13 protein-coding genes and 1 pseudogene are annotated in these 19,195 nt (G+C 58.0%); 3 read left to right on the forward strand and 11 right to left on the reverse strand.

The window, feature by feature from the left end:
• Positions 1–103: 103 nt before the first annotated feature.
• Positions 104–1,249 carry a 3-deoxy-7-phosphoheptulonate synthase gene (locus CFN46_RS12555; protein WP_088743703.1) on the reverse strand — a complete coding sequence of 382 codons (1,146 nt, stop codon included), beginning with the start codon at positions 1,247–1,249 and terminating at the stop codon, positions 104–106.
• 777 nt (positions 1,250–2,026) lie between these two features.
• Here CFN46_RS12555 and CFN46_RS12560 point away from each other — a divergent pair.
• Both CFN46_RS12560 and CFN46_RS12565 read left to right on the forward strand, forming a co-directional pair.
• On the forward strand, positions 2,027–2,581 hold the full coding sequence (locus CFN46_RS12560) for a sigma-70 family RNA polymerase sigma factor (RefSeq protein ID WP_024951267.1): 555 nt from the start codon (positions 2,027–2,029) through the stop codon (positions 2,579–2,581).
• The gene (locus CFN46_RS12565; RefSeq protein ID WP_024951266.1) at positions 2,560–3,270 is read left to right on the forward strand and encodes an anti-sigma factor; all 711 of its coding nucleotides are present in this window, start codon (positions 2,560–2,562) and stop codon (positions 3,268–3,270) included. Before CFN46_RS12560 ends, CFN46_RS12565 begins: the two co-directional genes overlap by 22 nt.
• Positions 3,271–3,401: 131 nt before the next feature.
• Here the strand turns inward: CFN46_RS12565 and folM are convergent, their stop codons facing one another.
• From folM to trxA, 5 genes are all read right to left on the reverse strand, one after another.
• Positions 3,402–4,115, reverse strand: a complete 714-nt coding sequence (gene folM / locus CFN46_RS12570; protein WP_088743704.1) for a dihydromonapterin reductase — start codon at positions 4,113–4,115, stop codon at positions 3,402–3,404.
• Between the two features lie 21 nt (positions 4,116–4,136).
• Positions 4,137–4,931 (reverse strand): NAD(P)H-flavin reductase, encoded by a 795-nt coding sequence (locus tag CFN46_RS12575; RefSeq protein ID WP_024951265.1) that lies wholly within the window; start codon positions 4,929–4,931, stop codon positions 4,137–4,139.
• Positions 4,932–5,017: 86 nt separating this feature from the next.
• Positions 5,018–6,487 (reverse strand): 4-hydroxy-3-polyprenylbenzoate decarboxylase, encoded by a 1,470-nt coding sequence (gene ubiD, locus CFN46_RS12580; RefSeq protein ID WP_088743705.1) that lies wholly within the window; start codon positions 6,485–6,487, stop codon positions 5,018–5,020.
• Between the two features lie 164 nt (positions 6,488–6,651).
• Complete coding sequence (gene rho / locus CFN46_RS12585; protein WP_024951263.1) at positions 6,652–7,911, reverse strand: transcription termination factor Rho; 1,260 nt, start codon at positions 7,909–7,911, stop codon at positions 6,652–6,654.
• A gap of 526 nt (positions 7,912–8,437) precedes the next feature.
• Entirely contained in the window at positions 8,438–8,764 is a 327-nt protein-coding gene (trxA, locus tag CFN46_RS12590) for a thioredoxin (RefSeq protein ID WP_024951262.1), read from the reverse strand.
• Between the two features lie 366 nt (positions 8,765–9,130).
• Here trxA and ppx point away from each other — a divergent pair, with 366 nt between their 5' ends.
• Complete coding sequence (gene ppx / locus CFN46_RS12595; RefSeq protein WP_088743706.1) at positions 9,131–10,663, forward strand: exopolyphosphatase; 1,533 nt, start codon at positions 9,131–9,133, stop codon at positions 10,661–10,663.
• Here the strand turns inward: ppx and tilS are convergent.
• From tilS to lpxB, 5 genes and pseudogenes are all read right to left on the reverse strand, one after another.
• On the reverse strand, positions 10,660–12,057 hold the full coding sequence (gene tilS, locus CFN46_RS12600; RefSeq protein ID WP_088743707.1) for a tRNA lysidine(34) synthetase TilS: 1,398 nt from the start codon (positions 12,055–12,057) through the stop codon (positions 10,660–10,662). The two genes, ppx and tilS, sit on opposite strands and share 4 nt — an antisense overlap.
• 154 nt (positions 12,058–12,211) lie before the next feature.
• Positions 12,212–13,165 (reverse strand): acetyl-CoA carboxylase carboxyl transferase subunit alpha, encoded by a 954-nt coding sequence (gene accA, locus CFN46_RS12605; protein WP_088743708.1) that lies wholly within the window; start codon positions 13,163–13,165, stop codon positions 12,212–12,214.
• A 236-nt stretch (positions 13,166–13,401) separates the two neighbouring features.
• The gene (gene dnaE / locus CFN46_RS12610) at positions 13,402–16,902 is read right to left on the reverse strand and encodes a DNA polymerase III subunit alpha (RefSeq protein ID WP_088743709.1); all 3,501 of its coding nucleotides are present in this window, start codon (positions 16,900–16,902) and stop codon (positions 13,402–13,404) included.
• A gap of 362 nt (positions 16,903–17,264) precedes the next feature.
• A pseudogene (rnhB, locus tag CFN46_RS12615) lies at positions 17,265–17,909 on the reverse strand (ribonuclease HII); the annotation flags it as partial.
• Positions 17,910–18,041: 132 nt separating this feature from the next.
• Positions 18,042–19,193, reverse strand: coding sequence for a lipid-A-disaccharide synthase (gene lpxB / locus CFN46_RS12620; protein ID WP_088743711.1), 1,152 nt, complete (start codon positions 19,191–19,193; stop codon positions 18,042–18,044).
• Positions 19,194–19,195: the final 2 nt, after the last annotated feature.

The raw sequence follows: 19,195 nt of genomic DNA on the forward strand, positions 1-19,195 counted from the left end.
CCCAGTGGCGAAAAGCCACTGGGCGTCAGGGATAGAGAAGGTCTTGCGAGTTATCGTCGCTCTATCGAGCACTGTAGGCCATGACGAAATCTGCTGACCAGAGTCAGACGTTACGCAGCCGTTCCGCCGCCAGCGTCAGCAAGTGTTCGGTGGTTTCCCAGCCAAGGCAAGCATCGGTGACTGACACGCCATGGCGTAGCTGAGACAAGCGTGAGGCGGCTGGTAGCGCCTGCTTGCCTTCATTGAGATGACTCTCGAGCATTACGCCAATCAACGCATCATCACCCTGCATGCGCTGCGCCAGCACGTCGAGCATCACTTCACTCTGACGACGGTGGTCCTTGCGCGAATTCGCATGGCTGCAATCCACCATCAGGCGCGGCGTTAAGCCGGCGCTCTCCAGTTCACGGCGGCAGGCAGCGACGGATTCGGCGTCATAGTTGGGTTGACCGTGACCGCCGCGCAACACGACATGTGTATGCGGATTGCCGGCGGTCTCGATCAAGGCCGGACGGCCATCGTCGTCCATGCCGAAGTGGCGATGACCATGGGCAGCGGCGCCAATCGCCTGCACTGCCACCTCGACTCCACCATCGGTGCCATTCTTGAAGCCCACTGCGCAGCCAAGACCAGAGGCCATCTCACGGTGAACCTGGGACTCGGTGGTACGAGCACCGATAGCGGCCCAGCCCAACAGATCTTCCAGGTAAGCAGCCGTCAGCGGCTGCAGTAGCTCGGTCGCGACGGGCAGGCCCATCTGATTGATTTCCAGCATCAGCTGGCGCGCCTGGTGAAGGCCCGCGGCCATATCATCGCTACCGTCCAGATGCGGGTCGTAGGCCAGTCCCTTCCATCCCACGGTCGTGCGCGGCTTCTCGACATAGACACGCATCACCAGTTTGAGGCGATCCCGTACTTGAGGCTCAATGGCCACCAGGCGAGCAGCGTACTCACGTGCAGCCTTCATGTCGTGGATCGAACACGGGCCCACGACGACCAACATGCGGTCATCCTCACCGGCGAGAATGGCATTGATTTCGGCACGATGCTGGCAAATCTCGGCGTTCAACGTCGCACTGACTGGCAGAGTCACTCGCAGTTCAGCGGCACTGGGCAAGGCTTCGCGACTGATGCGTCCAGTAGTCAGAGAAGGTATCGAGCGGGCATCAGGGATCGTCACAGTAGCGTTCTCGGTCTCATTCTCGGAAAGGTCGTTAGCAGTCAGGACACGTTCAAGGCTGGCATTCATGATCTTTATCTCCGGTGATGAAGCACCTGCTTCATCACACAATATTCAGTCTGGCAAACAGGGACTTCGCGACATGTCACTCCGGTGGATATCGCCCTGTCCCGCGGTGACAGCGGCAAGAGACAGGACGCCACTAAATCGCCAGCGCCAATAACCATGCACGACCCGTAAGGAAGCGAGGATAAAGCGAGTCAATGTGGTCGTGGTGCGCATGGAAATTCCTCTGTTCATTCAAACTGCGATCATTCGTGTCGCGATTGCTGACCTGCCAGTCCCGAGACTGCGCCTCTTATCGTACAAGTTGGCCGGGCCATAAATGCAAAAACCCCCGGCCGTGACTGCGACCGGGGGTTTCTCAAGGTGGTGGCAGCCCGTACAAGACAGGCGCGCCGTAACCTCAGGCGCGCCCCTGTATAAACCAATACCAATAATCCGCAGCACACGTACTGCTGGCTACCTGACCCGAAGGGCAGACAGTGGCAGAACGCAAGCTGGAAGATATCGGGTGGTTCATGGGCAAGGCCAGTATCCATTAACAACAATAAAGTGACATTATACCAATAACGTAACGCATGAAGTGCGAGATCTCTATCCTTGCATCCAGAACCGTCGTGCGCAAGCGTGATCAGGCAACTATTCGTTGCCAGCTTGGCGTAAGGGAGACTATCGGCTTAGATATGCATCAGTATAATCATTGGTTGCCGCTGCTAGTCATGACTGGCAACACGCATTCATCCAGCGGTGCCTGGCACCGCGCCCACAGCTTGGAATGCATGCATGCAGGATTCCCGAAATGATGCACTGGTAGAGTATCTGTTGGGATGTGCCCGGCAGGATGCCCAAGCACTGGATCGACTCTATAGAGCTACCAGTGCGCATCTATACGCTCAGTTGCTGCGTATCTTGAGACATGAGGCATCAGCGCAGGACTGTCTTCAGCAGGTTTACATCCGGATATGGGCGGCAGCAGGCCAGTACGACGCCAGTCGCGCTCGACCGATGACTTGGCTCGGCACCATGACTCGCAATATCGCCATCGACTGGATTCGTCGACAGCGCCCTAGCGAGCATGACAGCGATGAATTGATCGCCGCCATGCCAGGGCTCAGTGATATCGAGGCAGATGTCGACTTGGCCCAGCATAGTGGTGAACTCCATCAATGCTTGGCCGAGCTGAATGAAGATCAGCGCCGCGCCCTGGAATTAGCCTATTTCGAAGGGCTAACTCACCAGGATCTTGCCAATCAATTGGACCAGCCCTTAGGCACCGTCAAGAGCTGGGTCCGACGTGGACTCGAGAGGTTGAAGACATGCATGAGTCATTTGATCTGAGCGATCCCCATCTGCGCGAAGCCGCAGCGGGAGAGTACGCGCTCGGTACCCTGACACGTGACGAACGCGCTGCATTTGAGTCGTTGCTGTCAGTCAGTCACGATGTACAACGCGACGTTGAACGCTGGCGTGAACACCTGAACGTGTTCAACGAGCAGCTGACACCCATTGCGCCCCCTGCCAGTGTCTGGAAAGGCATCGCCGAGGCGACCGGTACAGCCCGCCAGCCGTGGTGGCGTCGCCTTGGCCTCTGGCAAGGCATGACGGCCACGGCATTCAGTCTAGCGCTCGCCGTAACGCTGACCTTCAGTCTCGGACAGAACGAGAGCATGGAGAGCGACTATGTGTTCGTGGTCAGCAATCCTGACAGCAGCCCTGGCTGGATCGTCAATGCGTCTCACTCGGGCGAGATGATGGTGCAGGCCGTGAGCCCCAATGCTCCCGCCCCTGGCAAGGTCTGCGAACTCTGGCTGATGACCAAGGATGGCGAGAAGCCCATGTCATTGGGCATCCTGCCGCACTCCGGCTCCATGAAGGTGGAAGTGCCGAAGGAATATCTCGCGGCCTTCCCTGACAGTGATCTCGTGATCACGCTGGAAAACCCGGGCGGCGCCCCCTCTGGCAAGCAGATGGGACCGACGCTCAAGAAGGGTCAGTTCACTGCTGTCGAAGGGCGTCATATCCTGTAGATGACAGGTCGCAGCGCGATATGCCATCAACGAAAATGCCCCCGCTGAAAAGCAGGGGCATTTTTTTGTGCATCATCTGGCTAGCCTTCTGGCGCAAGCGATGCCAGAGGCATCATTGGTCAAAAGCCCCATCACTTGAGGTGACGACCTCCATCTACCGGCATGGTGGTACCCGTCACATAGTGGCTGTCGAGCAGGTAGCGCATCGCCTGCCAGATCACACCCGGCCCCGGCACGCTCTGCATCAGTGACTTGGATTTCGCCCGTTCGGCATAGTCATCGTCGTCGTCAGGCTTGAGCATGATCAATGCTGGCGCAATCGTATTGACCTGAATGCGTGGGGCAAACATGGCCGCAAACGATAGCGTCAGGTTCTCAAGACCTGCTTTGCTCGCGGCGTAGGCAGCATGCCGGCTTGAGCCCTTCTGCACCACGAAATCACTCATGTGAATGATGTCGGCTTGCGACTCGACACCTGCTTCGAGCAGATCGCGCAGCGCCAGATTGATCAGATACGGCGCCTGCATGTGAACACGGAACAGATGCTCGAAATTACTTCCTGCCGCCTCTCCACCGGTGTCCGGCAACCAATCGCTGGCATTGTGCACGATGGCTCTGAGTGTCGGTGTCAGTTCTCGAACCGCCGCAATAAACGCCTGAATGCCGGTCTCGCTGGAAAAGTCCGCCTGCACAGTACGCACGCCAAGTGCTCGCAACGCTTCCAGCTCATCACGCTCCCGGCGATAGCTGATGATGACTGAATGGCCATCATCCACCAGCCGCTCGGCACAATAGCGACCTAGTCGCTGAGCGCCTCCAGTAATCAGAATCGGGGACTGGCTCATCCTCTGGCCTCCTTCAAGCCCTCAAGCAGATGCAAGCACCGGATCAACCAGCGGCACGCGTGGTGCGTAGCTGAACACATCAGAACTCAGCGCTTCGGCTTCGACACCCAAGGGCGTCAGTGCATCAACGCAGGCGTACACCATGCCCGGCGAACCAGACAGATACACCCGCTTACCGGCCATGCTGCCAGCATGCTCACTCAGTGCGGCATCGATACGCCCCAGATGGCCTGTGAAGCCCGGCTCAACGCCGGCGGCTTCCAGTGCCTGATGATGAGCATCACCAAGTGCTGGCGCCTCTTCCAACACCGGGATATAGCGGAAATTGGGCTGACTGGTGGCCCAATTGAGCGCCGCGCTTTCCAGATACAAGTCACGACGCTCACGCGCGGCCCACCACAACTCAATAGGCTGTGTCAGGCCACGCGCGAAGGCAGCCTGCAGCATGGCATGCATCTGGGAAAAACCGGTGCCGGCACAAATCAGCACGATCGGGCTCGGATCCTCGAGATCGAGAAAGCACTCACCGTTCGGCAGCCGTAACTCCAACTGATTGGCTGCAACCAGCAACGAGCGCAGTCGTGCCGAGTTACTGCGCTCCGGCCAGTGCTGGATATGCAGTTCGAGCACACCATCGTCACTGGCAGCATTGGCGATGGAAAACGGTACCCAAGTGGTGTCATCGAGCTTCATCTCGAGATACTGGCCTGGCGCATGCGCCAGAGCCTCGGGACGTGCGGCAAAACGCACACGAAACACGTCCGGGGTCAGATCTTCCACACTCTCGACATGACAGGTCAGGGTCCGCGCCGTCATCGTATCCTCTTGTTGTCCGAAGCCTGACACCACGTACTCGCGCAGCGACAGGGTGTATGCGTAAGTGCCGATAGAAGAAAGGGGTATCAGTCCAGAATGCCCAGACTTTCCCAACGCTCATCGACACGGGATTTGATCTCGTCGCTCATCACGATGGGTTCGCCCCACTCGCGATCCGTCTCACCCGGCCACTTGTTGGTGGCATCCATGCCCATCTTGGAGCCCAACCCCGCAGTAGGAGAGGCAAAGTCGAGATAATCGATCGGCGTATTGTCGATCAGAACGGTATCACGGCTCGGGTCCATGCGCGTGGTGATTGCCCAGATGACATCCTCCCACTTACGGGCATCCACGTCGTCATCCAACACGATCACGAACTTGGTGTACATGAACTGACGCAGGAAGCTCCAGACCCCCATCATCACGCGCTTGGCGTGGCCGGGATACTGCTTCTTCATCGTCACGACCGCCATGCGGTAAGAGCAGCCTTCCGGTGGCAGATAGAAGTCGACGATCTCGGGGAACTGTTTACGCAGAATCGGCACGAAGACTTCATTGAGCGCCAGGCCAAGAATCGCCGGCTCATCAGGCGGACGCCCGGTATAGGTGGAGTGATAGATGGGATCACGCCGATGAGTAATGCGCTCGATAGTGAAGACAGGGAAGCTCTCCACTTCGTTGTAGTAGCCGGTATGATCACCGTAAGGACCTTCCGCCGCCATGTCATCCGGATAGAGGAAGCCCTCAAGAATGATTTCGGCGCTCGCCGGGACTTCGAGATCCGACAACTCGCACTTGACCAACTCGGTACGCGAACCGCGCAGCAGACCTGCAAAAGCGTACTCAGAGAGCGAATCAGGCACCGGCGTCACGGCGCCCAGAATCGTCGCAGGATCCGCCCCCAGTGCCACGGCTACCGGGAAGGGCTCCCCGGGATGTGCCTTCTGCCATTCACGGAAGTCCAGCGCGCCACCACGATGTGCCAACCAGCGCATGATCAGACGATTCTTGCCTATCTTCTGCTGACGATAGATGCCGAGATTTTGACGTTCCTTGTGCGGCCCACGCGTGATGACCAGCGGCCAGGTCACCAGCGGTGCAGCGTCGCCCGGCCAGCAATGCTGGATAGGAATCATGTCGAGATTGACATCATCGCCCTCCAGTACGACTTCCTGACAAGGTGCGCGCTTGACCCGTTTGGGGCCCATGCTCATTACCTGCTTGAAGATCGGCAGCTTGTTCCATGCGTCACGGAACCCCTTGGGCGGTTCCGGCTCCTTGAGGAAGGCCAGCAACTCACCGACCTCACGCAATGCCTCGACTGACTCCTGCCCCATGCCCAGCGCCACGCGCCGCGTTGTACCGAACAGGTTGCCCAGCACCGGCATGGTATGACCCTTGACGTTCTCGAACAGCAACGCCGGCCCACCCGCCTTCAGGGTGCGATCACAGATCTCGGTCATCTCCAGATAAGGGTCAACCTCAACACTGATTCGCTTGAGTTCACCCTTATCTTCCAGCGCCGCGATGAAATCGCGTAAGTCTCGATACTGCATGGGGGTTTCCGCTCGGCTTGGACAAGTCCCGAGCATACCATTGCCAGCCAGCCATCGGCAGGCCATCAACGCAAGACGCCCGCCTCCGGATCAGGGAGACGGGCGTCCTGGTGAAGACAACCTTTTACAGCATGGCTCGGCTCAGAGAGCAAAGCCCGCGCGAATCAACGGCGCTTCATGGCCTCGAAGAACTCGAGATTGGTCTTGGTATCTTTCAGACGATCGATCAAGAACTCTGTAGCAGCCACATCCTCCATGGGATTCAGCAGCTTACGAAGAATCCACATGCGCTGCATTTCATCTTCAGAGGCAATCAGGTCTTCACGACGCGTGCCGGAGCGACGAATGTTGAGGGCCGGGAAGACACGACGCTCGGCCAGCTTGCGATCGAGGTGGGCTTCCATGTTACCGGTACCCTTGAATTCCTCGAAGATCACTTCGTCCATCTTGGAACCGGTATCGACCAACGCCGTGGCGAGAATGGTCAAACTACCGCCTTCTTCGATGTTACGTGCGGCACCGAAGAAGCGCTTCGGCTTCTCGAGGGCATGTGCATCAACACCACCGGTCAGCACCTTGCCGGAGGACGGCACGACGGTGTTGTAGGCACGCGCCAGACGAGTGACGGAGTCGAGCAGAATGACAACGTCTTTCTTGTGCTCGACAAGACGCTTGGCCTTCTCGATCACCATCTCGGCTACCTGCACGTGACGTGCCGGCGGCTCATCGAAGGTAGAGGCCACAACTTCGCCACGCACGGTACGCGACATTTCGGTAACTTCTTCAGGGCGTTCATCGATCAGCAGCACGATGAGGTGACATTCGGGGTTATTGCGCGTGATGGATGCAGCAATGTTCTGCAACATCATTGTCTTACCGGCCTTGGGCGGCGACACGATCAAACCACGCTGACCCTTACCAATTGGCGCGGTCAGATCCAGAATTCGTGAAGTGATGTCTTCGGTAGAACCATTACCAATTTCCATCAGCAGACGCGACTGAGGGAACAGCGGCGTCAGGTTCTCGAACAGAATCTTGTGCTTGGCATTCTCGGGACGGTCAAAGTTGATCTGACTGACCTTGAGCAGTGCGAAGTAACGCTCGCCTTCCTTCGGCGGGCGAATCTTGCCAGAGATAGAGTCGCCCTTGCGCAGATTGAAACGTCGAATCTGGGAAGGTGAGACATAGATGTCGTCAGGGCCAGCAAGGTAGGAAGAATCTGCACTACGTAGGAAGCCGAAGCCATCCTGCAGAATTTCCAACACACCATCACCGTAAATATCCTCACCGCTTTTCGCGTGCTTCTTGAGGATGGCGAAGATAATGTCCTGCTTGCGCGAGCGTGCCAGGTTATCAATACCCATGGTCTGGGCAAGTTCCAGCAGTTCGGGGACGGTATTTTGCTTGAGTTCGGTAAGATTCATCGGCTTTGTTTGAACGTGGCTCATGTCAGCAGGGCTGAAAGAAAAGAAGGGAATCGAGAAGACAGACAGGAGGCAGAGACTGGCACCCAAAGGTGCAGGCAGAACTCGACAGCATTCCCGGGGGCAAGCGCCTGAGTTGGATAAAGACAGGTGCTAAAGGTTCAGGAAAGATCACTCACCACAACCGCACAACAACAAATTTAGCGACGGAGTGTCGAGTCACTACGGCCCAGTCATGATAGACATGGGGCGTCGTGCTTCCTGACTGAAAAGTCTTCTCGATATGGAATCTAGCGGTATGAATCGCCTGGTGGCTGACCTGTAATGGTAGGACAGAGTTACCAGAGGGCTGGCTGACAACTGAGGGACCGTGGGACGGTCGGCATGGCGCAATCAGAGAGCGTGTAATCAGGCGAACGCCTCGATGGTAGTCAAGCCGACGCCTGAACGCAAGCCCCTACGTCAAGGGCCGGAGTCAGAGAGGCATTCACGGAGAACCTGCCGACACCATTAGCATGAACATAACTTAGAGATTGGCATCCAGAAAGGCTGCTAGCTGAGCACGCGGCATGGCACCCACCTTGCTGGCTTCGACATTACCGCCCAGAAATAGCATCAACGTCGGAACACCACGTACACCGAAGCGGGCCGCAAGTTCAGGGGCTTCATCGACATCTATCTTGACGATATTCAAACGCCCGGCATATTCCTCGGCCAGTGCCTCAAGCGTTGGCGCGACGGTCTTGCATGGCCCACACCAGGAAGCCCAGAAATCAACCAGTACCGGCTGCTCACTTTCTAACACGGCTGACTCGAAATCCCTTTCTGCAATCTGTGCCACACGCTCGCTCATCGCGATGTTATCTCCCAGGCCACTTCAGCCTTGCTGATTATTATCAGTAATAATGCTCAAACCATGCACTTTTCTGTCATATCACGAATCTAGAATACCATGCCCTACGCGACTCATGTGCTGCCAAGCTCTCTCCCGCATGGTAGTAGAGAGCTACCTGAGGTTTGACACCTCTCGCAAGTCGTCGCAACCTTGCAAAAGCCTCCTGTCATCACCGTATGCGATGACCATCTGTTGTTCGACAGGCTCGGCGCATCATCTCACGCACATAGCCATCAGGTCCGTGCCGTGCCCTTGTCGTGAAAGGCCTGTCATAAAGGACTCTGCCTCTTGAGTGATTCTGCCCCTCTTTCCTCTCTACGGTCCGTGAATGCTGCCGATAAAAGCTTAAGCAGTAGCGATGATGCGCCACTGCTTAAGCTGGCCGCCATTGATCTTGGCTCCAACAGCTTTCATTTACTGCTGGCCAATTATCAGGCAGGACAGTTACAGGTAGTCGCCAAACAGGGTGAGAAGGTCCAGCTAGCCGCAGGTCTCGACGAAGATGGCATGCTCAGTGAAGACGCGATGCAGCGCGCACTTAATTGCCTTGGCCAGTTTGCGCCCTTCATCGATGGCATTGAGGCCGACAATCTACGCATCGTGGGCACTAACGCATTACGCGCTGCTCACAATAGCCAGACCTTGATTGATCGTGCCGAAGAGCTGCTAGGACATCCCATCGAAATCATCGCCGGCCGTGAAGAAGCACGCCTGATTTATCTTGGGGCGGCTCACGCGCTCGCCGACGTGCATGGCAAGCGCCTGATCGTCGACATTGGTGGCGGCTCTACCGAATTCATCATTGGTGAACAGTTCGAGCCACAGCTATTGGAAAGTCTGCACATGGGCTGCGTCGCTTACACCAAGGCCTTCTTTACTGATGGCGAGATCAGCGAAAAACGCATGCGCCGCGCCGAGCTGGCAGCGCGCTCCGAATTGGCCAGCATTCAGCGTAGTTATCGCGAAATGGGCTGGGAGGATCCTGTGGGGTCATCAGGCACCATCAAGGCAGCCGCCAGCGTACTGGAAGCCCATGGATGGGCAGCACACGGGCTCGTCACACGCGAGGGGCTTCAGCGCCTGCGCTCAGTGCTACTGAGCTTCAAGCGCCTCGACAAGGTTAATCTTCCAGGCTTGAAGAGTGATCGGGCTACTGTCTTCCCTGCCGGCATCGCTATCCTGTGCGCGGTGTTTGAAGCCCTTGGCCTTGAACAGCTGCGCTACTCAGATGGGGCGCTACGTGAAGGAGTCTTGTTTGATCTGGTCGGCCGCAATACGGCCGAAGATTCTCGCATTACGGCCATCGATCTGCTGCGTCGCCGCTATTCGATTGATACACGGCATGCTGACAATGTGCGCACCACCGCGCTCGCGCTATTTGATCAGGTCGCTGACGCCTGGACATTGGGCACGACATCTCGCCAGATGCTGGCCTGGGCAGCAGAGTTGCATGAGGTGGGCCAAGCCATCTCTCACAGCCAGTTCCACCGCCATGGCGCCTACCTGATTGAGCACTCCGACCTGCAGGGCTTCTCACGACCAGAGCAGAAGGCGCTGGCCTTTCTGGTCCGCGCTCACCGTCGCAAGTTTGCCAGTCGAGAACTGGCAAACTTGCCACTGACACTACAGCCGCGTATCGCGCGCCTGGCACGCCTGCTACGCATTGCGGTGATGCTCAATCATTCACGCCCGGAGCAGCCAGTACTCGGCACGCGCATGAACGCGAAAGGCGATGAGCTAACGCTCTCGTTGGCAGAGGAATATCGTGATCACAGTCTGATCTGCGATGACCTGAACCAAGAGAGCGACTTGCAGAAAGCTGCTGAGATGACGCTGATCCTCAAGGGCTTCGACTAGACATTTGAGGCCAGCAGCCACCAGCCACACGAGGGATGCCACAGCCCCTCAACTTGCTCCTCGCCTACTTCCTTGATTCGCCCTTCGCACTGCTCGCTATCCGTCACTTGCCTTGCGACACGCAGCAGGTGACGCTGCCAGGGGGGAATATCAGCCTCTTGCAGCAATCGCTTGAGATCGCGTCGCCCACGCCCCGGCACACGCAACATGTCGCCGGGCTGGCGTGGCGTGATAAGCACTGCTTCGGGATCCCTCCCCAGGGTCTGCCACGCCAAATATGCCTGCACGTCCAAAGCACATATCGCGCCAGCATCTTCATCGTCTTCAACACCAACCCCATTGACCTGCCACCACAGTTGGCCTCGCCATACACGCACGACGACGACATAGCGAGCATTCGTCCAACGCACCTCTCCCACCGAAGTGGGTGGCGTCGCAATCAACTGCTGCAGGCTCATCAGTCGACCACGTGGTGGCACCGGCCAGCCGTGTACCTGGCAGAGATGACGCAGCACCAGTCGCTGACGCGCCTCGCTCAGTGAGGCCATTCTCGCGAGTGATAGACGCAACACCTCACCTTCCGCACACACCCCCTCTGCACTCACTCCCTCTTGCAGATCCGCCAGCAGTTCAGCGGCTAGCTCATCGAGTAACTGCTGCTCTTCCTGTAGCTGAAGAGCTGAACGGGACAGACTGGCGCTAGACTGCGGCCAGCGCTCCTCAAGTTTTGGCACAACAACGTGACGTAGATAATTACGATCGAAATGCTGATCAGCGTTGCTCGGATCTTCGCACCAATCATACGCGACGCTCATACCTTGTTCTCTTGCCAACCCCACCAGCTCACACCGTGAGATATCCAGCAATGGTCGCACCAGCCGCGCGACGCCTCGGCTCCCCAACATCAGCGTACGCTCGTGCGGCATGGCCGCCAGACCGCGCCCACCACTACCACGCAGTGCATTGAGCAGTAGCGTCTCTGCCTGATCATCACGATGCTGTGCTAGCCACAAGCTGTCGCCATCGCGTAAACAGTCAGCCAGCGCCGTTAGACGTCCCTCACGTGCCGCAGCCTCAAGCCCACGCGCCTTCAGCGCCGCGGTAGACAACACCAGATGGCATACGCTAAGCGGCAAACCCAGCCGCGAGGCTACTCGGCGTGCCAATTGCTCAAAGATGTCATTGGCCGCCTGCAGGCCGTGATGTACATGCACTAGCCGTATGCGTCGCGGACAGCCATCCGCCGCTTTCGCCACCAGTCGTACCAGCATCACCGAATCCAGCCCACCGGACAGCGCAATCCATACCGTGCGATCAGCGGCAGTCTGCGCCAGCGCATGACGCACGACACTCAAGGCGGGGGACTCCAGCATTTCACGACACGGGTGGGCCATACGAACTCCTGAATAAAGGGAAGCACAGGCTTGAGTACGATCAGCCACACGATCTTGAACACGGCCGGCAACGAAAAGACGCCTCCGGAAAGCTTCCGGAGGCGTCTCGATTATTACATGCCAGCTCGATAGTCGTTCAGGGCTACCTATCGACTCACGCCGGGGCGCCGTAGCTCATCAAGCGCTTGTAGCGACGTTCCAGCAGAGCATCTGTATCCAGAGCACCAAGACGCTCCAGGCCTTCACTCAGTACCGCCTTGATGCTGTCGGCTGTCGTTTGCGGGTTGCGATGCGCGCCACCCAGCGGCTCCTTGATCAGGTTATCGACAAAGCCCAGCTCCTTAAGGCGCGAGGCTGTGATGCCCATGGCATCCGCCGCGTCAGCAGCACGCTCGGCGCTCTTCCACAGGATGGAGGCGCAACCTTCCGGCGAGATCACCGAGTAGGTGGAGTACTGCAGCATGTTCAGCTCGTCACACACGCCGATGGCCAGTGCACCACCGGAACCGCCCTCACCGATGACGGTGGAGATGATCGGGGTCTTGAGGCGCGACATCACTGCCAGGTTGTAGGCGATGGCCTCGGACTGACCGCGCTCCTCGGCACCGATGCCCGGATAGGCACCCGGGGTGTCGATGAAGGTCAGGATAGGCATCTTGAAGCGCTCGGCCATCTCCATCAGACGGCAGGCCTTGCGGTAGCCTTCCGGACGCGGCATACCGAAGTTGCGGCGTACCTTTTCCTTTACGTCACGACCTTTTTGATGGCCAATCACCATCACCGGCTTGTCGTCGAGACGCGCGATACCGCCAACCAGTGCTTCGTCGTCAGCGTAGTGACGATCACCGTGCAGCTCATCAAAGTCCGCGAACAGGTTCTCGAGATAGTCGAGGGTATACGGACGCTGCGGATGACGCGCCAGCTGGGATACCTGCCAAGCACCGAGATCTTTAAAGATAGACTCGGTGAGCTTGGTGCTCTTGCCCTGAAGGCGTTCGATCTCGTCAGCCAGGCTCACTTGGGAGTCGTTACCGACCAGACGGAGTTCCTCGATCTTGGCCTGCAGCTCGGCGATCGGCTGTTCAAAGTCCAGATAATTGGGATTCATAAGGCGTTTCGTTCGTCGTCTCGGGCAGCCAGGAAAGCGAGTCGGCCGGGTCACTCCCCCTGAGCGAACGCTCAGGCGATCTGTGGCTCGCGGCGGTCACAGTCGGCATGGAAAAAGAAAGAAGAGCATTATCGCACCCTGTTCGACAGGTGCAAACCTTGCCCGCCTGTATCGATGTTCGTTCACAATATTCCGACAGCAGACCGAGCATCGTTACGGCCTACTGTCGGAGGGTATCAGTCGCGATACTTGAGACGCACGCCCCGCTGCCCCTCTACCTCAGCCAACTGTATCAACAGCTCATCACTGGGAGACACTCGCCAATTCTCTCCCAGCTCCAGCCAGGCTTCGGCAGAGGCATTGCGATAGCGCAAGCGCATAGGTAGTCCTTCGCGTGCCAGATATGGCGTCAGTAAATTCGACAGATCACGCGTGAAGCGTCCACCAATATCTTCGGCCGCAATACTTATTTCCACGGCCTCACCGAAGCGCGTCCGCGCATCGATAATCGGCGTAACATCTTTACCGCGCAGTCGCAGACCACCTGAATAATCATCCTGACTGACTTCACCTTCGACAATCACGATCGTGTCTGGTGCCAGCTTGTTTCGCACCTGATCGTAAAGCTCACCGAACATTGATGCCTCGATACGACCGGTACGATCATCCAGTGTCACGAAGGCCATGGTATCGCCACGCTTGGACTTCATGGTGCGCATGGCAATGACTAGTCCGGCAATGCGCTGCGGCTCGCGTGAAGGCTTGAGATCACTGATACGCGCATTGATGAAGCGCTTGAGCTCGCCTTCGTACTCATCGATGGGATGACCCGTCAGATAAAGGCCAAGAGTATTCTTCTCACCGGTCAGGCGTTCCTTGTCAGTCCACTCGCGCGCCTGACGATAGCCAGCATAAACATCCTTCTCTGGCTCGCTGAAAGCATCACCGAACATGTCGATGATACCCACATCGTTGTTGGCATGATTCTGTGAAGCGGCCTTGAGCGCATCTTCGACAGCCATCATCAGCACCGCGCGTGATGGGCCGATGTTATCCAATGCCCCCGAACGAATCAGCGCTTCCAGGGTGCGCTTGTTGATCTTCTTGGCATCGATGCGCTTGCAGAAGTCGAAGATGTCGCTGAACGGGCCACCCTCGGCACGCGCACTGACGATGGCCTCGATCGGGCCCTCGCCAACGCCACGAATGGCGCCCAATCCATATACCACTCGACTTTCCAGGTCGACGGTGAACTTGTAGCCACCGATGTTGACGTCCGGTGGCGTGACCGTCAGGCCGATATGGCGGCATTCCTCGATCAGCGGTACCACCTTCTCGATGGTCTGCATCTCGGTCGAGATCACCGCGGCCATGAACGGCCCCGGATAGTGCGCCTTCAGCCAGCCCGTCTGGTAGGAGACGAGACCATAGGCCGCCGAGTGGGACTTGTTGAAGCCGTAACCGGCGAACTTTTCCACCAGGTCGAAGATGTTGCCCGCCAGGTCCTTGTCGATGCCCTTCTCGGCACACCCTTCCATGAAGCCGGCACGCTGCTTGGCCATCTCTTCCGGCTTCTTCTTGCCCATTGCACGGCGCAGCATATCGGCCTGACCTAGCGTATAGCCGGCCAGGACCTGCGCGATCTGCATGACCTGTTCCTGGTACAGGATGATGCCGTAGGTCGGTTCCAATACCGGCTTGAGCAGCTCATGCTGATAATCCGGGTGTGGATAAGATACTTCAGCGCGACCGTGCTTACGGTTGATGAAGTCGTCCACCATGCCGGACTGCAACGGGCCGGGGCGGAACAGGGCGACCAGAGCGATCATGTCCTCAAGGCAATCGGGCTTGAGCTTCTTGATCAACTCCTTCATGCCACGTGATTCCAGCTGGAAGACGGCCGTCGTCTCCGCCTTCTGCAGCATGCCGAAGGTCTGAGCATCATCCAGCGGGATGTCGTCGATCTCCAACGCACCGAGCCCTTCACGCGCACGGATCTTGTCGACCATCTCGGTCGCCCAGTCGATGATGGTCAGGGTACGCAACCCCAGGAAGTCGAACTTCACCAGTCCGGCTTCCTCGACATCATTCTTGTCGAACTGCACCACCAGGCCGTTGCCATCCTCGTCACACAATAGCGGCGCGAAGTCGGTCAGCTTGGTCGGCGCAATCACCACACCACCCGCGTGCTTGCCGGTGCCGCGCGTAGTGCCCTCAAGCTTGAGGGCCATCTCCCAGATTTCCTGAATCTCTTCGTCCTTCTCGACGAATTCCTTGAGCTGCGGCTCCTGCTCGATGGCCTTCTCAAGCGTGATACCCACTTCAAAGGGAATCAGCTTGGAGAGCTTGTCACCCATGGAGTACGGCTTGCCTTGCGCACGCGCGACATCACGCACCACGGCCTTGGCGGTCATGGTGCCGAAGGTCACGATCTGCGATACCGCGTTGCGTCCGTAACGCTCTGCCACATAGTCGATGACGCGATCACGCTTTTCCATGCAGAAATCGACATCGAAATCGGGCATCGAGACACGTTCGGGATTCAGGAAGCGCTCGAACAGCAGGTCATATTCCAGCGGATCAAGATCGGTGATCTTCTGCGCGTAGGCCACCAGTGAGCCAGCACCAGAACCACGCCCCGGGCCGACCGGCACACCGTTGTCCTTCCCCCACTGAATGAAGTCCATCACGATCAGGAAGTAACCGGGGAACCCCATCTGCAGGATGATATCGAGCTCGAAATCCAGCCGCGCGCGATAGCGTTGCTCAATCTCGGCCCAAGCGTCGGTACCCCGCGGATGCTTGACCAGTGGATACAGCTTGTCGAGACGCTCCGTCAGACCATCATGTGAGACCTTGCGGAAGAATTCATCCATCGTCATACCTTCCGGCACCGGAAATTCCGGCAGGAAGTAAGTTCCCAACTGGACGGTAACCGAGCAACGCGCCGCGATCAGCACACTATTTTCGAGTGCCTCGGGAATATCAGCGAACAGCTCCCCCATCTCCTCGGCGGTCTTCAGATACTGCTCATCGCTATAGCGGGTTTCGCGACGCGGGTCATCCAGCGCCTTACCCTCGCCAATGGAGACTCGAGTCTCATGTGCCCAGTAATCTTCACGTTTGAGGAAGCGCACATCGTTGGTCGCGACCACGGGCGTATCGGTCGCCTCGGACAACGCCACCGAGAGGTGCAGGCACTCTTCCTCGTATTGACGCTGTGTGCGTGTCAGCTCCAGATAGAAGCGATTACCGAAGATGGCCTTCCACTCAGCCAACAAGGCGCGCGCGCTGTCTTCATGATCAGACAACAGATGGCGGCCAATTTCCCCTTCACGGCCACCCGATAGCACGATCAACCCCTCGGCTTGATCGAAGATCCATTGCTTGTCGAGATAGGCACGCCCCTGCTTCTGGCCGTCCGTCCAACCACGCGAGATCAGCTCGGTCAGGTTGCGATAGCCGGTGTCATTCATCGCCAGCAAGGTAATGCGATACGGGCGAGAGGCATCCTGGGCATTGAGCAGCCATAGATCGGAACCAATGATCGGCTTGATACCCGAGGCGCGCGCATTGGAATAGAACTTGACCAACCCGAACAGGTTGGCCTCGTCCGTGACGGCGACCGCGGGCTGGCCGGCAGTCGCCGTCGCCTTGATCAGCGGCTTGACGCCGGGCAGGCCATCGACGAGAGAGAACTCGGAGTGAACGCGCAGGTGAACAAAGGGCGTGGTCATGGAATCGGCTCGTGAAGTCTGCGTAACGGTGAAAGATTCAATCGCGGGTACGGTCGAGGCGGTGGAGATTCCCTGATGAGGTACATCATAGGGTAGTGGCGTATCAGAGGCAGACAACAAGGATAGCGCGTCAGCTTGCTCAGCTGTAGTGACGACTGTAGCGACAACAGGCGCTTCTTGCGGCGCGAAAGCGCTCGTCTCAGGCGTCACGAATGACGGCAACGCCGCGGGCTCACTAGCATCAGTCAGACCGCGGCTGGCAGCTTTTTTTCAGCGGCCTCCGCACCCTCTTCGTACGGTGTCGGCAGCGGAATCAGCGCATCTTCCGGCACGACTTGTGGCACATGTCCTGCCATGAAGAGACGCTTGACCGGCCCAAAGCTCTTGCGGTGTAGGGTCAGAATGCCATGTGCCTCAATCGCGGCCTGGTGCTCTCGCGTCGGATACCCCTTATGACGCGCAAAGCCGTAGACCGGAAAATGTGTATCCAGCGCAGCCATCTGAGCATCACGGTGCACTTTAGCCAGAATCGAAGCAGCACCAATGGCGGCGTGACGCAGATCCCCCTTGACCACCGCCATACCGGGAATGTCATGACCCGGCAGCCGATTGCCATCGACTAGCAGATACTCAGGCCGTACGCCAAGAGCATCAATCGCGCGACGCATGGCCAAGTGAGTCGCTTGATAGATATTGAGCGCATCGATCTCCTCGCTGGTAGCCTCGGCAATCGCCCAGGCCCAGGCACGAGTGCGGATCTGCTCAGAAAGTGCCAGCCGCTTCTTCTCGCTGAGCTTCTTGGAATCGGTGATACCTTCGATGGGGTCACGCGGATCAAGAATCACGGCTGCCGCCACCACTGGCCCGACCAGTGGCCCGCGCCCCACCTCATCGATACCTGCCAGCAATTCACCTTGATAAGGAATAACGAGGGCAGGAAAGTCATCGGCGGGTTTGCGCTTGCGCGTCGAGGGCGAGGAAGTCGTGGCGTCGGCAGAATCAGTCATGGTATCTCGAGGGCGTCAGACAACAGGCAGATCGCTACTGCGGCCAGCCTGTCAGGATGAATCAATATTGGGGAAAAGCGATGCCAGAACAGAGCGATGAGTCCATGGACAAAAGGCGTCAGACAATGCCGCCTAGCGACCCGCCAGTTCACCGATAGCACGTGCAGCAGCAGCGCTGGCATCGCAGGTCAACTCACGATGCATGGCTTCAAAGCGATCGCGCAGCTCACGCTGACGCGAGACATCGCCAGCGGCACGTGACAGAAGCGGTGCCAGACTTTCTTCGATGGCTTCGGGGGTAGCGTCATCCTGAATGAGCTCCGGCACCAGCGTTTCACGCGCAATCAGATTGGGCAGCGAAATCCACTCAGTCTTGACCAAGTGACGCGCGATACGGTGTGTCATGGGTGCCATGCGATAAGCCACGACCATCGGGCGGTGGCACAACAGGCACTCAAGCGCTGCCGTGCCTGAGGCCAACAGCACGGCATCTGCCGCGGTCATTGCCTCACGCGACTGCCCATCGACAAGATGAACGCGCGCACGATCGAGAGACGTGCGGCCATCCATCAGAGCTTCAAGTTCTGTGCGACGCAAGGGCGTCGCTGCAGGAATCACGACTTCAAGGTCAGGATAACGGACACACAACCGCTCGATGGCCGAGAGGAAGGTATCACCCAGAAAGCGAATCTCGTTGCCACGCGAACCCGGCAACACAGCCAACAGCTGAACCTCAGGATCAAGACCCAGTTGCTCGCGTGCAGCAACACGGTCGTCTATCAATGGCAATTCGTCAGCCAGCGGATGACCCACGAACGTCACCGGCACTTGATGCTCACGATAGAAAGCGGCTTCAAAAGGCAGAAAGGTCAGCATACGATCAACAGCACGCCGAATAGTCTTCACACGGCCCTGACGCCACGCCCAGACAGAGGGGCTGACATAGTGTGCGGTGGTGATGCCGCGCTTGCGTAGGCGTAACTCAAGTCCGAGGTTGAAATCAGGAGCATCGATACCGATCATCACATCCGGTTGCCATTCCAGCGCATCGCGCAACAAGTGACGACGCACCTTGATGAGTTCTGGCAGATGCTTGAGCACCTCGACCAGCCCCATCACTGAAAGGGTTTCCAGTGGATAGAGGCTGTCGAAACCTTCGGCTTGCATCCGCGGGCCACCGATGCCCCGAAACTCGACCTCGGGATAGCGCGCCTTGAGGGCCCGCATCAGGCTGGCGCCGAGGATGTCACCGGAGAGCTCCCCGGCTACCAGATAGATGCGCATGC

The sequence above is a fragment of the Cobetia sp. QF-1 genome, assembly GCF_002213105.1.
Taxonomy (GTDB): domain Bacteria; phylum Pseudomonadota; class Gammaproteobacteria; order Pseudomonadales; family Halomonadaceae; genus Cobetia; species Cobetia crustatorum.

Bases quoted from the DNA above. Each gene is read 5' to 3' on its own strand.
- rho (WP_024951263.1), bottom strand. From the start codon at position 7,911: ATGAATCTTACCGAACTCAAGCAAAATACCGTCCCCGAACTGCTGGAA.
- tilS (WP_088743707.1), bottom strand. From the start codon at position 12,057: ATGGCCCACCCGTGTCGTGAAATGCTGGAGTCCCCCGCCTTGAGTGTC.
- trxA (WP_024951262.1), bottom strand. From the start codon at position 8,764: ATGAGCGAGCGTGTGGCACAGATTGCAGAAAGGGATTTCGAGTCAGCC.
- CFN46_RS12555 (WP_088743703.1), bottom strand. From the start codon at position 1,249: ATGAATGCCAGCCTTGAACGTGTCCTGACTGCTAACGACCTTTCCGAG.
- ubiD (WP_088743705.1), bottom strand. From the start codon at position 6,487: ATGCAGTATCGAGACTTACGCGATTTCATCGCGGCGCTGGAAGATAAG.
- CFN46_RS12565 (WP_024951266.1), top strand. From the start codon at position 2,560: ATGCATGAGTCATTTGATCTGAGCGATCCCCATCTGCGCGAAGCCGCA.
- CFN46_RS12560 (WP_024951267.1), top strand. From the start codon at position 2,027: ATGCAGGATTCCCGAAATGATGCACTGGTAGAGTATCTGTTGGGATGT.
- lpxB (WP_088743711.1), bottom strand. From the start codon at position 19,193: ATGCGCATCTATCTGGTAGCCGGGGAGCTCTCCGGTGACATCCTCGGC.
- accA (WP_088743708.1), bottom strand. From the start codon at position 13,165: ATGAATCCCAATTATCTGGACTTTGAACAGCCGATCGCCGAGCTGCAG.
- CFN46_RS12575 (WP_024951265.1), bottom strand. From the start codon at position 4,931: ATGACGGCGCGGACCCTGACCTGTCATGTCGAGAGTGTGGAAGATCTG.
- dnaE (WP_088743709.1), bottom strand. From the start codon at position 16,902: ATGACCACGCCCTTTGTTCACCTGCGCGTTCACTCCGAGTTCTCTCTC.
- folM (WP_088743704.1), bottom strand. From the start codon at position 4,115: ATGAGCCAGTCCCCGATTCTGATTACTGGAGGCGCTCAGCGACTAGGT.